Origin of the sequence: Saccharothrix xinjiangensis (assembly GCF_039527585.1) — a bacterium.
GTDB lineage: Bacteria > Actinomycetota > Actinomycetes > Mycobacteriales > Pseudonocardiaceae > Actinosynnema > Actinosynnema xinjiangensis.
Window position 1 is genome coordinate 1 of sequence record NZ_BAAAKE010000066.1, and the last position, 2,602, is coordinate 2,602.

Consider the following 2,602-nt stretch of genomic DNA (forward strand, 5'->3'; position numbering starts at 1 on the left):
TCGTTGGCCGAAGCGCACGTCCACGGCGTCGAAGTCGACTGGACGCCCCTGCTCGACGGCGGCCGGCTCGTCGACCTGCCCACCTACCCCTTCCAGCACCGGGACTACTGGCTCGACGTCAGGTCGTCCGCGCACGCGACTCACCCGCTGGTCGACACCGAGGTCGAGTTCGCGGACGGCGCGGGATCGCTGTCCACCGGGCGGTTCTCGTTGCGCGCGCAGCCCTGGCTCGCCGACCACGTCGTGGCGGGGGTGGTCCTGTTCCCCGGCACGGCGTTCCTGGAGCTGGTGGCGCACGCGGGCGGCCGGCTGGGGTGGGCGGGAGTCCGCGACCTCGTCGTGGAGACGCCCCTCGAACTGCCGGCGGACGACGTGGTGGACGTGCAGGTGCTGGTGGGCGCGGTCGACGACTCCGGTTGCCGACCGGTGAGCGTGCACGCCCGCACGGCGGCCCACCCCGAGTGGCGCAGGCACGCCACCGGCACGGTGACCGGGACCGGGGCGCCGGAGTCGCCCGGTCGACTGGCGTGGCCGCCGGAGGGCGCGACGCCGCTGGACGTCCGGTACGACGTGCTGGCCGAGACCGGGTTCGAGTACGGCGCCGCGTTCCGGGGGCTGCGCGCGGCCTGGCGGCGCGGTGACGAGCTGTTCGCCGAGGTCGACCGGGGCCCCGACCTGACGGGCTTCGGGCTGCACCCCGCCCTGCTCGACGCGGCGCTCCACCCGCTGCTGCTCGACGCCGGCGGCCTGCGGCTGCCCTTCGCGTGGACCGGGGTCCGCTGCGCGGCGACCGGGGCGACCACCCTGCGCGTCAGGCTCACCCCGGCGGGTCCCGACGCCTTCGCGGTCGCCGTGACCGACACCGACGGCAACCCGGTGGCCTCGGTCGAGTCGTTGTCGCTGCGACCCGTGGACACCGCCCGCCGCACCCTCTACGAACTGGACTGGCGGCCCGCGCCCGCGATCGGGCGGCCGGCGGCGACGACCACCTTCACGTGCCCGCCGTCGACCGCGACGCGGGACCTGCTGGCGCAGGTCGTCGGCGTGATCCGGGACTGGCCGGCGGCCGGGCGCCGGGCGGACGAGCGGCTGGTCCTCGTGACCAGGAACGCCACGGGGCCCGACCCGGACCTGGCGCACGCCTCCGTGTGGGGCCTGGTCCGCTCGGCGCAGGCCGAGCACCCCGACCGGTTCGTCCTCGTCGACGTGGACGAGGACGGCGCGGTACCGGACGAGGTGGGGCTGGACGAGCCGCAACTGGCGGTCCGCGCGGGCGCGGTGCTGGTGCCGAGGCTGCGCCGGACCTCCGCCGAGCCCGGCCCGGCCCTGACCGGCACGGTGCTGGTCACCGGCGCGACCGGGACGCTGGGCGGCCTGGTCGCCCGGCACCTCGTGACCGCGCACGGCGTCCGGCGGTTGGTGCTGGCGAGCCGCACCGCGACGGTCGAGCGGTTCGCCGACCTGGTCGGGTCGGGCGTCGAGGTCGACGTGGTCGCGTGCGACCTGTCCGACCGCGACCAGGTGGCGGCGCTGCTCGCGGACCACCCCGTCGACGCCGTCGTCCACACCGCGGGCGTCCTCGACGACGGCCTGGTGGAGTCGTTGACCCCGGAGCGGTTCGACACCGTGCTGGCCCCGAAGGCGGACGCGGCCCGGCACCTGCACGAACTGGCGGGCGACCTGTCCCACTTCGTGCTGTTCTCGTCCATGGCGGGCGTGGTCGGCACCCCCGGGCAGGGCAACTACGCCGCGGCCAACGCGTTCCTCGACGCGCTCGCCGCGCACCGGCGGGCGCGCGGCCTGCCCGCCGTGTCGGTGGCCTGGGGCCTGTGGGAGCAGCGCAGCGGCATGACCGGCGGCGTGGGCGACGTGGAACGCCGCAGGCTCGCGCGCACCGGCGTGGTCCCGCTGCCCACCGCGCAGGCGCTGGACCTGTTCGACGCGGCCCTCGGCGCGAGCGGGCCCTCGGTGGTCGCGACCAGGATCGACCCGCGCCTGCTGCGCACCGGCCCGGCGGTGCTGCGCGACCTGGCCGAGGGCACGACGGCGAGCCGCGGGCGGGCGCTAGCGGACGTGCCCGAGCCCGAGCGGCGGCAGGCCGCGATCGACCTGGTCCGCGCCCACGCGGCCGCGGTCCTCGGTCACCCGTCGCCGGAGGCCCTGGCCCGTGACCGGGCGTTCCGGGAACTGGGGTTCGACTCGCTGACCGGCGTGGAGCTGCGGAACCGGCTGGCGGCGGCCTGCGGCACGACCCTCCCGAGCACCCTGATCTTCGACCACCCGACACCGGAGGCGGTCGCCGACCGGTTGTTGGAGACGACGCCGAAGCACGACCAGGTGGCGCGCCTCGCCCTCGTCGACGACGACCCGGTCGTGGTGGTGGGCATGGCCTGCCGCCTGCCGGGCGGTGTGCTGTCCCCGGAAGACCTGTGGGACCTGGTGTCCGAGGGGCGGGACGTCATCTCGAACTTCCCGGCGGACCGGGGGTGGGGGTCCGGGTTCGGCGGGTTCGTCGATGATGTGGCGGGGTTTGATGCGGGGTTTTTCGGGATTTCGCCGCGTGAGGCTGTGGGGATGGATCCGCAGCAGCGGTTGGTGTTGG

Annotated in this window: 1 protein-coding gene; it reads left to right on the plus strand. The window is 76.0% G+C overall.

The features are described from left to right. Nucleotides 1–2,602, plus strand: a 2,602-nt coding sequence (locus ABD223_RS43220) for a type I polyketide synthase (RefSeq protein ID WP_344044159.1), incomplete at both ends; no start/stop codon positions are given.